Below are 15997 nucleotides of genomic sequence, written 5' to 3'. Positions count from 1 at the left end.
TCATAAACCATGGCAACTGTTAAAGTACAAACAATCGACGCGTACATGGCCGGGCTTCCGGAAGAAACCGCCAGGAAGCTCGAACAGATCAGGAAAACAATCCGGGAAGTAGTGCCGGATGCGCAGGAGATGATTTCTTACCAGATACCTGCTTTCAGGTGGAATGGGCGTTACCTGATTTATTTCGCTGCCTGGAAAAAGCACATTGCATTGTATCCGATCTCGGGCGAGATGGTCCCGGGCCTGAAAGACGAGTTGGCAGGTTATAAAGGCTCCAAAGGTTCCGTTCATTTTCCATTGGACAAGGAAATGCCGCTTGATCTTGTCCGGAAGATTGTTGAATGGAAGCTGAAAAAGTGAAATTTAGCACAGCCGGTTGCAGCAGAAAGCCTATAAGTAAAATAGTAAACGGGGTTTCTTTTCTTTTATCAAAATGAAAGAAATTCTAAATACCACTATATGAAAAGGTTCGGCTTACTTCTGGCTTCTTTGCTGCTATATACTGCAATTCCTGCCAGCACTGCATTTGGTCAAAAAGGCAAAGCAGCAACCGGGAATGCAGCAGCAGCAAAAGCAGATACCGGCAAATACGACCGGGATTATGCGCTGGAAGCTACTATGCTCGGGTTTTTCGCGCCTGATGGTGCACGCAATCCTACTTTGAAGGCAAAAAAGGGCGAGCGGGTCAGGATTAGGATTACGAACGGTGAGTTGATGACCCACGATATTGCACTCGAAAAGCTGGGCATTAAAAGTAAGGTTATCCTCGAAAAAGGATCAAGTACCGCCATTCAATTCGAGGCAAAAGAGAGCGATACCTATTTTTGCTCGGTTCCGGGGCACCGTGCTGCCGGAATGGTGGGCAGCTTTGAGGTAGTCGAAGCCGAGATCAACCAGCAGACCGTGGCCGGGCAGCTTCCTGTACGGAATGGAAAACCGCTGAACCTCAATTTTGAAACAGGCAATCTGACGGACTGGACTGCGCAGGGTGAAGCTTTTGCTAATCCGATTTTCAATGCGGATCCATCTCCGGTACATGAAAAAGAACTCCACATTGGTTTTGACGGGAAATACTTTCTGAGCAGCGGTGGTAATACCAATGCCAGGCTGACCGGAACACTTACATCCGCACCTTTTAAGGTTACCCAGCCTTTTGCCGCATTCAAAGTGTCAGGCGGCGCCTTGCAGGATACGCGCGTAGAGCTGGTTCTGGCGGGGAGCGACAGTATCATTTACCACATCACCGGTCAGGGGAGAGCGACCTTGCAGCCCGCGGTGGTCGATCTTCAAAAATACCTGGGTCAGGAGATTTTCATCCGCATTATTGATAATGAAACAGGCATTTCACAGATACCCTATATTCCAAATGATAAATGGGCGCACATCAACTTTGACGAATTCCTGTTCTATCCGAGCCGCCCCGCGTTTGCCAATGAGCTGAAACCTGCGGATATCATTATCCTGCCGCCTCTGGATCTGGTACTGAATGCAGGGCTTTCGGGGGAAAAGGCAGCAGCAGCAATGACGCCGCCGAAAGGCTTCAAAGTCACACTGGCCGCGGCGGAGCCGGATGTGGTAAAGCCGATCAGTTTTACGATTGACGCAAAAGGCAGGCTCTGGGTTGTGGAAGGACATACTTACCCAGTGCGCGCCCCGGAAGGGCAGGGCAGGGACAGGATCCTGATCCTGGAAGATACAAATGGGGACGGTACCCTGGATAGCAAGAAGGTTTTCGCAGAAAACCTGAACCTGATCAGCGGAATAGAAGTGGGAATGGGCGGAGTCTGGCTGGGTTCAGCACCTTACCTTATCTTTATTCCCATTGATCCCAAAACCGATAAACCCGCCGGCCCGGCGCAAACGCTGCTCGACGGCTGGGGTCTGGACGATACGCATGAGGTACTCAACAACCTGCGATGGGGACCGGACGGCTGGCTATATGGTACCCACGGCGTTTTCACCCACTCTAATGTAGGGAAGCCGGGTGCAACAGACGCACAGCGCACAAAGATTAACGCGGGCGTTTGGCGCTACCATCCAACTGCGCAGACGTTTGAGGTTTTTGCAGAAGGTTCAAGTAATCCCTGGGGCATTGATTTCAACGACTATGGTCACCCCTTCATTACTGTATGCGTGATCCCGCACATGTACCATGTAATTCAGGGTGCGCGCTACCAGCGGCAGGCGGGCAAGCATTTCAACCCGTATACTTACGACGACATTAAAACGATAGGCGACCACGTGCACTGGCTGGGCGAGCGCGGCCCGCATGCAGGTAACTTCCGGTCAGCAGCAGCGGGAGGCGGGCATGCACACGCCGGTGCGATGATTTATCTTGGACATACCTGGCCGAAAGAATACCGGAACGAGATATTCATGAACAACATCAACGGCGCGCGGTTGAACATTGACCATTTTGAGAAAAAAGGCTCGGGCTATGTGGCCCAGCACCGTCCCGACTTTATGGCGATGAACGATTCCTGGTCGCAGTGGCTCAATTTCAAGTACGATGCAAGCGGTTCTGTGTGGGCGATTGACTGGTATGACAAGAACCAGTGCCACAGCCCCAATCCCGACGTGCACGACAAAACAATGGGCCGCATTTTCAAGATTACCAATGAAAATGACAAATGGGTGAAGGTTGATCTGACGAAAGCTTCGGATATGGAGCTTGTCAACTATCAGCTGAATGAAAACGAATGGTATGTGCGGCAGGCGCGGACGATCTTGCAGGAACGCGGCGCAAACAAGAAAGTACATAAAGCACTCAAAGAAATGCTGGCCAGAAATCCGGATGCAACAAGAAAGCTGCGCGCACTCTGGACTTTGCATGTCACGAAAGGTCTTGAAGACAAGGACCTGATAGAACTGCTTTCCAGTGACAGCGAATATGTGCGCAGCTGGGCAGTTCAGCTGATGATGGAAGATAAAACAGTATCACCCGAGGCACTGGCGAAGTTTGCAGATATGGCGAAAAACGACCAGTCGGCGGTAGTGCGGCTGTATCTTGCATCTGCCATGACCCGGATCGATCCCGCGCAGCGCTGGGACGTAGTGGATGCGTTATCCCAAAGAGCTGAGGATAAGGATGATCATAATCTTCCATTGATGGTCTGGTATGCCGCAGAGCCGCTCGCCGCGATTGATATGAAGCGGGCGTTACAAATGGCTGAAAAATCAAAGCTGCCAAAAATCCTTCCCTACACGATCCAGCGCGTCGCTGCGATTGGTACCGAAGATTCTAAAAAGGCTTTGAAAGAACTCAATGAAAAGCTCGGCCACAGCGGATCTCACGAAAATCACGAAAACCAGCTTTTAATAGGTAAAGTGCTGGAAAGCAGTAGCAAATAAAATTTACAATATCCCATTAAAATAGCGGCGCCTGCATTACGAATGCAGGCGCCGTTTCAATAAGAGGTAAGAGAGGAACCTCAATCCTTCTTCTTTTTCTTCTCTTTCCGTTCCTCTTTCTTACCCTTTTTATCATCGTCCTTTCCGAATACTTTCTGTAAAAAGGTCTTTTTATCCTCTTTTGGCGCTTTTACTGAGCCTATGGAAATTTCATTGTCAATGGAAGGCTGCAATGCGTGGATGAATGCATTCTGTAAAACAGTAGCTATGGCCAGCCACATATTGGTCTTGGGATCATCAAGCCGGCCTCTAAACGGAATTTTTGTAGCTACCTGATCTTTACGCTGGTTTTCAAAAAGCTCCCCAACTCCGCCCGCAACAGCTTCCCACATTTTACGGAACAAGTTATCTTTCCTGTCTTCCTTGCCCAGAATGTCGAGATTCTGAATAACCGGTTTGACGTAACCTGTAAATGCTTCATCCTTCGCGGCAACTTCTGTGTACAAACCGAAAATGCCATCGTTGACATCAATTTTTGCATATGCCTGAAAGAAGTCGTTCATCTTTACAAGGTTGGTGTTTTTCAGCTCCGCACTCATGTCAAATGTCGGGGAATCGGCAAGCGGGTTCAGCTTGGCGTCGGCTCTTAAAGTACCGTCGTACAAGTTGGCCGTCATGTTCACGGATGCGGGTAGCACAGAGCTGGAATCGTAGCTGTTTCGCAGGTTACGCGCTGTCAAATGCAGGTTTGTCATTTCCAGACCCACATTGGGCTTTGTTGTAAAATCGTTATACTGGATTTTCCCGCCATTGATTTCGGCGAAGTTAATGTTAAGCGGCATGAACTTGTCAAGCACTTTCCTGAAATCAGCAGAGTCCTTTACAATTTCTTTGGGCTCCACTTTATCTTTTGTAAAAACCAGATAAGGTTGTTGCAGGAAAACCTGACCTACGATCTCACCTTTGAAAAGCGCTTTCCATTCTACCGCAAGATCAATCGCATTTGCTGCGAAGAATTTCGTCTGCTTGCCTGTGATAGTATCCGATTTGTTGAGGTAAATGCTGTCAATGCGATATGCGCCGCGAATGATAGCCAGGTCGATATCGTCAATGTGGCCGTAGTAACCATTGATATTGGCCAGACTTTTATTCGCATAATGAAGTACAACGTAGGGTAAAATAAGCCTGATCACAACCAGCAGCACCACGATGCCGATGAATATGTTCAATGCGCGCCTTTTCCTGCTTTTTCTGTGTGTAGTTGATTCGGGGGCCATATTTTAAAGTTTAAATCTGAAATCAACGTAATGCACTGTGCTTTATAAACAATCGTACCAGCTAACCTTTGTACTTATTACAACTTTCCAACCAGGCTTCGTGTCTATCGGGTAATACTATTCCGTTAGCAACTATGAAAAAAGCATTACCTTTTCTGCTCCTCGCTCTTCTTACCTTTTCCTGTAAAGAAAAAAACGTATCCAAAAATGTTGAAGTGTGTGGGGTGAAGGACCCGATCCGGAATCTCCCGTGGCTGCGCGACCTGGTTGAAAAAGCCAAAGCGAACAAGGAAGACAGAGCAATGACGATCAGCCTGGTTGAGCTTCGCGGTGAGCCGGTTATCAATTATACCTTGTCGTACATGTCCTGTATAGGTTGCCATAATTTCCATTGCGACGGCAGCCGCGTCGATATGAGCAGCTATACGGAGGCCGAGATTCAGGAATTCCAGAAGAACATTTGGGATGAGAAGGGCAAGCGAATCGTACTCTGGCCTGAGAAATAGTTCTATTTTTGCTGTTTCAAACACTCAACACTCCTGATGAAGCAGCCGATGATCAATTCAAGTCAACTCCTTATCCGAACCGCAACAGACGAAGACCGCAATGCAGTATACAAAATGATCTGCGGGCTTGAAAATACAACAATCGATCGGCAGGGTTTTGATTTTGTTTTCGATAAGAACTTGAAAAGTAATAACATACGTTACTTTCTGGCATTTTTGGACAACAATCCTGTCGGCATGGTGAGCTGCCATATCCAGCCGCTCCTGCACCACGCTGCGCTGGTATCCGAGATACAGGAAATGTATGTGGAGCCTGAGTACCGGTCTTTACAAATCGGTAAAGCCCTGGTAGAACGCGTAGTGAATTTTGCCAGGAAGCAGGGTGCTATCCAAATGGAAGTTACCTCACGCAATATCCGCGAACAGGCGCACCGCTTTTACCAGCGGGAGGGTTTTGAAAAATCACACGTCAAGCTGGTCAGGTATTTCAAGGATGAAGCATAAAAAAAGCGCCGGATCAGTGACCCGGCGCTTTCCATATTACCCTAAACCTTCAACTGCCATAAATATTAATATCTGTCTCTGCGGTCACGCGCCCAGTGATCGCCCCGTCTGCTGCTCATTCTTCTGGTATCCGCCATCAGGTTTTGCAGATCTTCGCGGATCATACGCGCTTCGCGTGGGGACAATCTGCCGCGGTGACTGAATCTGTGTTCGCGCGCCTCAATCCTTTCATACTGGCTCATCAGCGCATTGGCTTCACGGGACGAAAGCGTTCCGCGCTGCACGCCCATTGCGATTTGCTGGCGAACTTCCCTTTGCAGGTGGTTAATGTCGGAGCCCCGGCCGTTGCGTTCACTATTGTGGTAGTCACCGCGGGTGTCGTAACGGGGACCGTACTGTGCATTAGCGGAAGAAAACCCAAGAACAAGTACTGCGGCGGCAAAAAGTATCTTTTTCATGACCAATAAATTTTAAAGTTCGTTGGTTAGAGGGCCGCACGATATCTAGGTTTAAATGGCCATTGTTAACAATTGTTAAGGCAATGAAGCTTGGTGGAAATTGGTTGAGGGGAGTACTTTGAAAGGGAGGTAATGCGCTGTTTTTCAGTGCTGTATTCTATTCAGAAATGCGGATAACCTTTCTGATTTCTTCCTGTGCTTCGGCGAGAACTTCCTCGACTTTTCTTCCGGCGGGTTCAATGCCGGGCAAGACTGTCCAGCTCAACCGGGCGAAGGATTTTAGTGGGAAAACTCCCTTGGGGTTAAATGCGCCTGTACCGTCGATTGCAACCGGGACGATCAATGCGTCGGGAGCGCGTTTCAGCAAAGTAGCTACGCCTCCCGTCAGAAACGGTCGCATTAATCCGCTGGCTGTGCGGGTACCTTCGGGGAAAATGATAACCGACGATTTCTCTTCCTGAATCAGCTTGCCCAGACGGGCGATTTCCGTGATAGCCTGCTTGCCGTCCTTGCGGTCGATCAATGCGGCACCGCTTTTCCGCAGGTTGTAAGAAATGCTTGGAACGCCATTTGCAAGGTTGATTTTGGATACAAACCGCGGCCTGTACTTTCTCAGGTACCAATAAATAGCGGCGATATCGTAGCTGCTCTGGTGGTTGGCAACAAATATAATGGGACGGTTGTCGGGAAGTGTGGTGCGTTTTTGAAGGGTAATCCGCGCACCTGTGAGGTACAAACCGAATGCGAGACTGAAATTGAGCCATTCTACGGAAGTCCGGTGCGCTTTTGGACCGAAAACGTTAAAAGCAATTACCTGTACTACGTGAAATACGAGAAGCGTAACACAAAAGTGAAGCAGATATAAGACACTTAACAGATAATCGAGGATTTTTTTCATTCGTATTTTTTCTGCAAAAATAACCTAAAACTGTTTTGTTGTATCCCAAAATCTGGAATTCGAAATGACTCCTGTCATGTAAAACTTACAGATTATTGACGTTATTTGTAAAATATAATTGAGCGTTAAAACGAATTTGACAATGGACATCGCACTTTCAGCAGAGAGGCTTGAAGTCATGAAGCACATAGGAAAGGACCTGGATGCACTGATAGCCGAATATCTAAAGCCAATTGACGAAAACTGGCAACCTTCCGACTTTCTTCCGGATTCAAGGAGAGAAAACTTTGCCGATGAGGTGAAACTTTTACAAGAAAGCTGCCGCGATCTGCCATACGATTACATTGCAGTTCTGATAGGGGATACCATTACGGAAGAAGCATTGCCGACTTATGAATCCTGGTTGGTGGATGTGATTGGTGTTAATCAGGTTGACGAGCCGGAATCGGGCTGGGTGAAATGGGTGAGAGCCTGGACAGCGGAAGAAAACCGCCACGGTGACCTTCTGAACAAATATTTGTACCTGTCTGGCCGCGTGAACATGCGCGCCATGGAGGTATCTACCCAATACCTGATCGCCGACGGTTTTGATATCGGTACCGACAGAGATCCATACAGAAATTTTATCTACACTTCTTTTCAGGAGCTTGCAACAAATGTATCGCACAGACGTACTGCAACCCTGGCAAAAAAATTCGGAAACCCGCATTTGTCAAAAATATGCGGCGTGATCGCGTCTGACGAAGCCCGTCATGCAAAAGCCTATAAAGCGTTTGTGACCCGTATCCTGGAAGTGGATCCTTCCGAGCTGGTACTTGCTTTGGAAGATATGATGAGAAAGAAAATCGTTATGCCCGCTCACTTTATGAGGGAAACGGGGATGAAGATGGGAGAGACATTCTCGCATTTCTCGGACGCAGCCCAGCGGCTCGGCGTTTACACCACACAAGACTACATTGAAATACTGGACAGCCTGCTCGTGGAGTGGGAAATCGGAGCGGTGAAGGGGATCAACGAAAAAGCTGAAAAAGCGCGTGACTACCTGATGGCGTTACCCACAAGATTGAGACGAATTGCAGACCGCACGCGGGTTCCAGACCTGAGCTACGAATTCAGCTGGATCAGCTAGTATTCTCAAACGAACTTCAAACGCTCTTCTTTCGGGAAGGGCGTTTTTTGTTAGTGGAGCAGCATCACAGCGCCTTTCTTCTGAATGATCCTGCCTTTTCCGGAGGTACCCTCAATTTCCCAGACGTAAGTTCCGCTTACCGGTTTGGCACCTTTAAAGCGTCCGTCCCAGCCGGTATTCAGCTGGTCGGTTACAAATACCACTTCTCCCCAGCGGTTGTAGATCCTGAAATATTGAATGGACGTAATGTCGTTCAGGACAGGCAACAGTACTTCATTCTTGCCGTCTCCATTTGGCGTGAATGCGCCGGGAATGGAAATGCTTTCTGTCCGTTTGATTTTCAGATTAACCTGTCCGCTTCCCTTGCATCCATATTCGGAAGTAATCTCCACATTGTAAGTCCGATCTTCCTGCAAAATGGTTACCGGGCTCTGGCTTGCCGGATTATTCAGCCCATCGGGCGGCGACCAGGCGAAGGTAGCGCCATTCAGATTCAGGATCTGCGGCGACGACGCACTGAGCTGAAAAGGAACATTGTACTCAATGGTCGCGTCGGGCGTGACGCTCACCTGAATGTTCGGCAGCACCTCCACACGCACCGTATCCGAGATTGTGCAAAAACCTTTTGTAGCAGTTACCACATATTGCGTGCTGCTTTCAGGAGTTGCTGTGGGTGCATTGGACAGAGGATTATCCAACCCTGCATCAGGTGACCATAAGAAACGCTCTCCATTTCCGGTTGCGGATAATGTCACCGACTGGCCTGTGCAAACGACTGTATCAGCATTCACATTCAGGTTAATATCGCTTTTGAAATCCACAGCTATGGTTTTCGCAACGGTGCATTCGTTCTGGTCTTTTACAAACACGCGGTAACTTCCTGTCGGTACTACAAACACGGGATCCGTCTGGTAGTTGACCGAATCGAGCGAGTATTGGTAAGGTTCAACACCTTTGCTTCCATTCAATGTGATTTTGCCGCCGCTACCCGTTTCACAGGTGCCCGACAAGGAAGTAGCTTCCAGGTCCAGCGTACTGATCACAGCTTGTTTTCGGTTGTAGAGGGAATTTCCGCAGGCATTATTGACAACCGTCAGCGCAACATCTTTTGAACCGCCGCTATCCCAGCTTACCACGTACGGCCCCATTCCTGATCCGGAAATAACCTTGGCATCGCCCCATTCCCAGTTGAAGCTGTAACCTGTTCCCGGTGCCGGAATAATGCCGGTGTAGGTAACTACGATGTTCTTGGGGAAGCCGCAGCTTGGATTTGGTGAAATGGAGAAGTCGGCGTAGGTATTGACATTGGCCACAAAACAAATGTCGCGGTAACTAGCGTCAACATCGGTTTGGGAAAAATACTTGTTGCTGAAAGACAGGTAAGCGAAGTTGGCTGAGCCCGATTCGCAGGATTTAAGCCTGTCGTCGCGGAATATGTAAATGGGCGACCCGGCTTTGCCAACATACCTTTTCTGTGCATCATTATAGGAAGTGAAAAGCGTATTGTTGACATACACATCCATCATTCCCGTTTGCCCGTTCCGCGTGAATGTGAGCAGGTAATAAGTGGATTTGTTGAAAAACGGACAAGCGCCGGCAATGCCCGACGGATAAAAATCAATACAACGGTCTTCGGAACCCGGCGTACTTTTGAAATAAATCCCCTCGTCCAATGCACCATTCGAGAAGTCGATAATGCGCGCCCAGGTAGTACCCCAATCCGTCACCTTAATGTACATCTGAATGGAATAATTGTCGGTGATCGCGCCTTCGTCATTCGGGTAGGAGAGCCCCCAGTTGAGCGTGTTGTGGTATACCGTTCTTTGTACGCCGCAGGGAAGCCGGTCATCCGGATAAGTACCTCCCGTGGTACCAGCCGCACAAGATCCCAAAGCCTGCACAGGCGTAAGTGCCGGTCCGCATTCAGGCTGGGCTACAAGCAGGTCTTTGTAAAAACGGTAAGTATGCCGCACAGACTGTCCAGCCGCAGTATGTATGAAGTAAAGGAAAAAGAGAAGAACAGGTAGAAATTTGAATCTCATAGAACAGCCACAACCAGAAACGATGAACGTGAGCAAACAGTAACAAAATTACTTCAAATGCAGGCAAATCAGTGAGATGCCAGCCTTTTTTGTTTTGTTCAAAATAAAGGGAAGCCTGATAATCAGACCTCCCTTCCCTATAACTTATCAACTTTAAGCCTTATTAATTGAGCAATGCAGGTTTTTCCGTGCGGATCATCAGGTTGCGGGGACCTTGCAGATCGTCGCGAAGCGATTTACGGAAAGAGCTCACCGTTTTGGTTGCACCGACGCGCAGGTTGTTGCTGGCAGGAATTCCCATCACATCCATCGCCTTCCGGAGTAAAGTTTCATTTTCGTCGCCGAATGCAAGATAAGGTACTTTCGAATCCTCGGTCAGGTAATCCGGTGTCATACCATTTACAGTGCCGTAATCCGACTTGTCGTTTGCATTCACAGTCTGGCCGAGCATCAGGTATACCCCCCAGTTCCATCTTTTCTGGTCATCGTTTATCAGCGAACCGAAGAGGTTTTTCCCAGCCGTATTTTCCCCGATCGTGATAACTTCCATATAAGGTTCAAGTCCGTTGATCACGAGCTCACTTGCCGAAGCGGTACCATTAGAGGTAAGTACAAAAACGCGGTTAAGGTTATTCCCGATGTTGTTGGCCTCGTTTTGAAATTTATAGTTGAGTGCATCTGCACCTTTCGTGCGTTGCCAGTATGCATTGTATTTGTCATTCCAAACCTCTTTATAAAAGACTTTGGAGGCGGATATGTTTTTGCCGATCAATGAAGCAAGCGTTTTGGCAGAGCTGATGTACCCGCCTGAATTGAGGCGCAGGTCAAGCACCAGTTCGTTTACACCTTTGCTTTTAAAATCTGCGAATATCTGGCGCAGCTCGTTGTCGTACTTCTCTTCATCTGCGGCAGTGCCCGGCACAAACTGGGTGTAAACCAGGTACCCGATTGTTTTACCGTATGCCGGCTTAGAAATCACGGATGAGAATGCAACCGGATCCTCGGTAACCTCCGCTTTTGTGATTGAAACAGTGTTGGTCGTCGCTGTGATGGAGGTACCCTGCAATTGTCCCAATGTAAGTGTGATGGTTTCGCTGGCATTAAGCAGCGTCGCATAATTGCTGGCTGTGAGCTGGGTACCATTTACTTTTAGAAGAATATCGCCGCGTTTCAGGCCAGCCGCAGCAGCGGGACTGCCTTTTACCACATAATTCAGGAACACACCAATGTTCGAGTTTCCGTTATCAATGTAAGACAGCGAGTAGCTGATCCCGAAAATCTTGCTGATCCCGTCAAACTCATTCTGTAATGAGGCAATATCATTGGTTACACCCGAAAATCGGTCGACCGTGGCGCGTTGGTACACAAGCTTCTCAAAGTACTTATAAGGATCAGTATTGGCATCCAGACTTAATTTGGCAGGCATTTCTTTGTACCAGAAGTAGGCATCGTCCATGATCTCATACAGCCAGTTATTGACAGCCACATAGTCGGTACCCGCAGTAGAATCGGCAGCGGTTTGAATATCCGGCGCAACATCCTTCTCCTTGCATCCTGCGGCCAACAGCGCCGGCAGGAGTACATAGAGTAAATTCAATCTTTTAACATTCAGCATATTAGTAGGTTTATATTTTAGGTAAACTACCAGTCCATAAGCACGATCAGATTTAGCGTTACATTAACGAATCTGATCGGTATTACGTATGCATCCTGTTAAATGTGGCGCACTGCCACTGAAAATCATCCGAGTAGGTGCTGCGGAAAGCGGGATTGAAACAAACTAGATCCCAGTTAAGCCTCTGAAAAAGTTTCTGGCGATGATGGCGTATTCCAGGGGGTTTGCTTTTGCGGGGTCTTGCTCGGCTTCGAGTACAATCCAGCCATGGTAATCACTTTCTTTGATGATCGCGAAAAGAGAAGGGAAGTCAATGCAGCCCTCAGGATCGCCCGGAACGGTGAAAACACCGTTTTTTACGGCCGTTAAAAAGCTTAGCCTTTCATCATGTACCCGCTGTAACACATTCGGACGAACATCTTTCAGGTGAATGTGGGCAGTTCTTCCAATGTATTTAGCCAGCGCCTCTACCGGATTTTCACCCGCAAAATGGAAGTGACCGCAATCGTAATTCAGGAAAACATTCTCGGGATCTGTCTCGTTGAGCAGCCGGTCTGTTTCTTCGATGGTTTGAATGCACGTTCCCATGTGATGGTGAAATGCAAGCTTCATCCCGCGATCGCGTGCAATCTTTCCCAGTTCGTTCAAGCCAAAAGTGAAACTGTCCCATTCTTCTTTGGTTTTCAGCATACCTTTTCCTTCCAGGACAGGTACGTCCATTCTTCCCTGACAGCTGTTGCCCGTCTCACCGCCGCCGATCACTTTCGCGCCCATCGCTTCCAGAAAATCAAGGAGCCCGGTGAAGTTTTTTCTGTTTTCTGCAAATGATTTGGTCGTAAGTTCGTAGCTGTTCCATTGGTTGCAAATCTGCAAACCCCGAAGTTCCAGCGCTTTTCTGAGTACATTAATGTCGCGCGGGAATTTATTGCCGACTTCGCAGCCTGTAAATCCAGCCAGCGCCATTTCGCTTACGCATTGCTCAAAAGTATTCTCACCGCCGAGTTCCGGCATATCGTCGTTGGTCCAGTTAATCGGCGCAACGCCCAGTTTGATGTTCTCGAAGTTCATTTTTTTATGGAGGAAAGGGAGGAAGGAGGAAGGGGAGGATGTAATTTTTCCCATTCCAGTCTTCAATCCTTATCCTATGTTTTAAATTGTAGTTAATAGTTAATTTTTCCCCTCCTTCCATTCTCCCTTTCGTCCCTTTCCTCCATTCTCCCTTTCCTCCCTTTCAAAGAAAAACCCGCTGTGTCTTCTTGTTTTCCTGGTAGGTTTCAAATGCTTGCTGTACCTTTTCCGAAGTCGATACTTCTGCTATCGGCACTTCCCACCAGGCGTGGTAGCCTTTTACAGTCCGGTACAAACTGGTTTCAATGTAAATAACAGTTACCCTGTCGCTCGTCTTCGATGCGGCCAGTGCAGCTTCAAGGGAATCCTTGTCAGTCGCCTTGATCACGTTTGCGCCCAGGCTTTCTGCATTTTTGGCAAGATCTACTGGAAGAAAACCGCCGGAAAGCTGGCCCGAGTTTTCTTCCCTGTATTTATACATTGTTCCAAAACGTTCACTGCCAATGCTTTCAGAAAGTCCTCCGATGCTGGCGAAACCATTGTTGTTTAGAAGCAGGATCGTAAATCGCACACCTTCCTGGGTGGCAGTGACGATCTCATTATTGTTCATCAGGTAGCCTCCATCGCCGCAGATCACGTAGACTTCCCGCGTCGGATCAGCCATTTTTGCGCCCAAACCTGCTGCTATTTCATATCCCATACAGGAGTAACCATATTCGAGATGGAAGTTCTTCGGATCAGTTGCGCGCCACAATTTATGCAGGTCGCCCGGCGCACTGCCTGACGCATTGATCATCACGTCGCGATCGTCCATAAAGCTGTTGAGCGTGCCGATTACAATCGCCTGGTCAATTGGTGGCGTGGTACTGTTGCCGTCGAGGTAAATCTGAGTAACTTCATCATCCCACGCCTTGTTCATATCGGCAACACGCTGGCGGTATTCTGTCGGCACCTGATAGTCGCCGATCAGTTCCAAAATCTCTTCCAGAACAACCTTCGCGTCACCGGTAACAGGTAAGCCGGCATGCTTGAATGCATCAAATTCGCAGATATTGATATTGATAAATTTAACCTCCGGGTTTTTGAAAATAGACTTGGAAGCCGTTGTGAAATCACTGTACCGAGTTCCGATGCCAATCACAAGGTCGGCTTCGTTCGCGATCTCGATCGCGTACTTGGTGCCCGTCGCACCTAACCCGCCAATGCTGTAAGGCGCGTCATAACGCACTGCGCCTTTACCTGCGAAAGTCTCTCCGACGGGAATGCCGGTTTTGCTGGCAAATTCGTGTAAAGTATCAGTGGCGCCACTATAAATTGTACCACCGCCTGCCACGATCACGGGATTCTTGCTCGCTCTGATCCATTCAGCTGCTTTTTGCACAGTCGAAACATCGGGTCTTGGCCGACCTACATGCCAGACTTTTTTATGAAAAAGGGCTTCCGGGAAATCGTAAGCATGCGTTTGCACATCCTGCGGCATCGATAATGTCACAGCGCCCATTTCGGCTTGAGAAGTCAGGACACGCATTACCTCGGGTAAAGAGTAAATCAGCTGCTCGGGGCGATTGATGCGGTCCCAGTATTTGGAAACAGGTTTAAAACAATCATTAACTGAAATATCCTGCGTAGAAGCACTTTCAAGCTGCTGTAAAACGGGGTTAGGCTCCCGCGTGGCGAAGATATCGCCGGGTAACAAAAGCACAGGCAGCCGGTTGATCGTCGCCAGCGCAGCGCCGGTGAGCATATTGGTTGCCCCCGGACCAATCGACGTTGTACATACAAATGCGCCCAGCCTGTTTTTTACTTTGGCATAAGCAACTGCAGTGTGCACCATGGATTGTTCGTTCCTGCATTGGAAATACCGGAAGTCCGGATTTTCCTGCAAAGCCTGTCCCAGACCGGCCACATTACCGTGACCAAATATGCCAAAGCAGCCTCCAAAATAGGGGACTTCCACGCCGTCGCGTTCGATGTATTGATTTTTCAGGAATGTAATCGTAGCCTGGGCTACTGTAAGTCTTCTGGTCATAATCCTAAAATTTTCTGAATCTGGTTCAGGAGTTGATGTTCTTAAATTCTCCGGCCTTGCCTGTGCAGCCGAAAAGCGCAAATTTTTTCAGCATAAACTGCTTGTATTCTTCCATAAACAGCTTCCCTGGCGTAGTAGGGGCAAATTCGTCAGGACGGTCCCGGAAAAACTCACGGTTTACCATTGTCCAGAGCAGCCGGGTATCAGTCGCAATGTTGATCTTGCAGATTCCCAGTGGGATAGCCTTTTTTACTTCCTCTTCCTGAACTCCCTTTGCATCGGTTTTAAGCTGGCCGCCCGCCGCATTGATCCGTGCGATCACTTCGGGGATGACATTGGAGCCTCCGTGCAAAACGAGCGGAAAGCCGGGCAGTCTTCTCTGGATTTCTTCCAGAATGTGAAACTGCAAACCTTGTCCGCCTGAGAATTTATAAGCGCCGTGACTAGTACCCACTGCAATGGCCAGACTGTCACATTTTGTTGCATTTACAAAATCAACTACCTCCTGAGGATTTGTGTAAAAGGAATGCGCAGCATCGACTGTCAGATCATCTTCCACACCTGCCAAAACGCCCAATTCAGCTTCTACACTAATGTTTTTAGCATGTGCCCGTTCCACCACCGCCCTGGTCCTGGCTACATTCTCGTCAAAACTATCATGTGAAGCATCGATCATCACGGAAGTGTAGCCGCCTTGATCAATGGCGTCAAAAATGTGCGCTTCGTACCCGTGGTCCATGTGGATCGCATAGGTCACATCCGGGTAGATCCGTGCGGCGGCGCCAATCATCGAGAGTAGCATTTCGGGGTGCGCATAATCTCTTGCAAATGGCGTCGTCTGAACAATAAACGGCGCCTGAGCTTCCTGCGCCGCCGCAAACAGACCATGGATTTCCTCCATAAAAAACACATTCACCGCCGGAATCGCATAGCGGGAGTAACATTGGGCGAAGAGTTGTTTCGTGGTTAGGAGCATTTTTTTGCAGTAGGCCAGGGGCTATTGGCTTTTAGCCGTTAGCTGTTAGCCTCTTTTTTTGCTTATTAATCTATTTAAATTCGTTTGAGCCGAACTCTTATGTACATGAATCATTTCCTAACAGCTAACAGCTAACAGCTAACA

Annotated in this window: 13 protein-coding genes; 5 read left to right on the top strand and 8 right to left on the bottom strand. The window is 48.4% G+C overall.

Annotated features, from left to right (window positions below; all coding sequences use genetic code 11):
- Window positions 1-9 precede the first annotated feature (9 nt).
- Window positions 10-360: an iron chaperone gene (locus tag AC1XTG_RS11305; RefSeq protein ID WP_484842066.1), complete on the top strand. Its 351-nt coding sequence runs from the start codon at window positions 10-12 to the stop codon at window positions 358-360.
- Window positions 361-459: 99 nt separating this feature from the next.
- Window positions 460-3351: a PVC-type heme-binding CxxCH protein gene (locus AC1XTG_RS11300; protein WP_484842065.1), complete on the top strand. Its 2892-nt coding sequence runs from the start codon at window positions 460-462 to the stop codon at window positions 3349-3351.
- Window positions 3352-3431: 80 nt separating this feature from the next.
- Here AC1XTG_RS11300 and AC1XTG_RS11295 read toward each other — a convergent pair whose 3' ends face one another.
- On the bottom strand, window positions 3432-4628 hold the full coding sequence (locus AC1XTG_RS11295; protein ID WP_056282649.1) for a DUF748 domain-containing protein: 1197 nt from the start codon (window positions 4626-4628) through the stop codon (window positions 3432-3434).
- A 134-nt stretch (window positions 4629-4762) separates the two neighbouring features.
- Between AC1XTG_RS11295 and AC1XTG_RS11290 the strand changes: the two genes are divergently transcribed.
- Together AC1XTG_RS11290 and AC1XTG_RS11285 are read left to right on the top strand one after the other, a co-directional pair.
- Complete coding sequence (locus AC1XTG_RS11290; RefSeq protein WP_484842064.1) at window positions 4763-5134, top strand: hypothetical protein; 372 nt, start codon at window positions 4763-4765, stop codon at window positions 5132-5134.
- Window positions 5135-5170: 36 nt separating this feature from the next.
- Window positions 5171-5638, top strand: a complete 468-nt coding sequence (locus AC1XTG_RS11285) for a GNAT family N-acetyltransferase (protein ID WP_056282656.1) — start codon at window positions 5171-5173, stop codon at window positions 5636-5638.
- 65 nt (window positions 5639-5703) lie between these two features.
- Here AC1XTG_RS11285 and AC1XTG_RS11280 read toward each other — a convergent pair whose 3' ends face one another.
- Together AC1XTG_RS11280 and AC1XTG_RS11275 are read right to left on the bottom strand one after the other, a co-directional pair.
- Entirely contained in the window at window positions 5704-6096 is a 393-nt protein-coding gene (locus tag AC1XTG_RS11280; RefSeq protein WP_484842063.1) for a hypothetical protein, read from the bottom strand.
- Window positions 6097-6253: 157 nt separating this feature from the next.
- Complete coding sequence (locus AC1XTG_RS11275) at window positions 6254-6994, bottom strand: lysophospholipid acyltransferase family protein (protein ID WP_484842062.1); 741 nt, start codon at window positions 6992-6994, stop codon at window positions 6254-6256.
- A gap of 142 nt (window positions 6995-7136) precedes the next feature.
- On the opposite strand from AC1XTG_RS11275, the gene AC1XTG_RS11270 reads away from it, so the two are divergent.
- A complete protein-coding gene (locus AC1XTG_RS11270) occupies window positions 7137-8123 on the top strand; it encodes an acyl-ACP desaturase (RefSeq protein WP_056282664.1) in 987 nt (328 codons plus the stop codon).
- A gap of 50 nt (window positions 8124-8173) precedes the next feature.
- On the opposite strand, the gene AC1XTG_RS11265 is transcribed toward AC1XTG_RS11270, so the two are convergent.
- The 5 genes from AC1XTG_RS11265 to AC1XTG_RS11245 all read right to left on the bottom strand — a co-directional run bounded on the left by AC1XTG_RS11265 (window position 8174) and on the right by AC1XTG_RS11245 (window position 15853).
- A complete protein-coding gene (locus AC1XTG_RS11265; RefSeq protein ID WP_484842061.1) occupies window positions 8174-10165 on the bottom strand; it encodes a T9SS type B sorting domain-containing protein in 1992 nt (663 codons plus the stop codon).
- A 163-nt stretch (window positions 10166-10328) separates the two neighbouring features.
- Window positions 10329-11762: a S41 family peptidase gene (locus AC1XTG_RS11260; protein WP_484842060.1), complete on the bottom strand. Its 1434-nt coding sequence runs from the start codon at window positions 11760-11762 to the stop codon at window positions 10329-10331.
- A gap of 183 nt (window positions 11763-11945) precedes the next feature.
- Window positions 11946-12848, bottom strand: a complete 903-nt coding sequence (iolE, locus tag AC1XTG_RS11255) for a myo-inosose-2 dehydratase (protein ID WP_484842059.1) — start codon at window positions 12846-12848, stop codon at window positions 11946-11948.
- Window positions 12849-13011: 163 nt separating this feature from the next.
- A complete protein-coding gene (gene iolD / locus AC1XTG_RS11250) occupies window positions 13012-14877 on the bottom strand; it encodes a 3D-(3,5/4)-trihydroxycyclohexane-1,2-dione acylhydrolase (decyclizing) (RefSeq protein ID WP_484842058.1) in 1866 nt (621 codons plus the stop codon).
- A gap of 25 nt (window positions 14878-14902) precedes the next feature.
- Window positions 14903-15853 (bottom strand): class II fructose-bisphosphate aldolase, encoded by a 951-nt coding sequence (locus AC1XTG_RS11245; RefSeq protein ID WP_484842057.1) that lies wholly within the window; start codon window positions 15851-15853, stop codon window positions 14903-14905.
- Between the last annotated feature and the right edge of the window lie 144 nt (window positions 15854-15997).

It is taken from the genome of Dyadobacter sp. HNCC25DJ183 (assembly GCF_056895175.1).
This window is presented reverse-complemented; position numbering and strand designations above follow the sequence as displayed.